Here is a 236-nt window from a genome sequence, read left to right as displayed (position 1 = left end):
TTTGCTGTTACGGCAAACAGAGCAGCATAATCGGCCTTGACTTTTTCAAGCAGCGGATTATGGATCTTCATTCCTTGCCTCACCCGGTAGAGAGCAGGTTTAAGATGAGCGAGCAACCCTTGGAATAAGGACGGTTCGGCTAAAGAGACAGATAAATCTTGTTCCATTCCGGCAATAAACTGCTTTAATCTGCCTGCCAATTCTGCATTGGACTGCTCAAACGGCTCTCCTTGTAT

At 46.2% G+C, this 236-nt stretch carries 1 protein-coding gene; it reads right to left on the bottom strand.

The genetic code is table 11. The features are described from left to right. The coding region (locus tag CHH91_RS19085; RefSeq protein WP_141234252.1) for a PRD domain-containing protein at positions 1 to 236 on the bottom strand (236 nt) is incomplete at both ends.

Origin of the sequence: Virgibacillus sp. 7505 (genome assembly GCF_002272135.1) — a bacterium.
Lineage (GTDB): Bacteria > Bacillota > Bacilli > Bacillales > Amphibacillaceae > Terribacillus.
The sequence above is the reverse complement of the archived record's forward strand: the minus strand, read 5'-3'. Positions and strand labels throughout refer to the sequence as shown.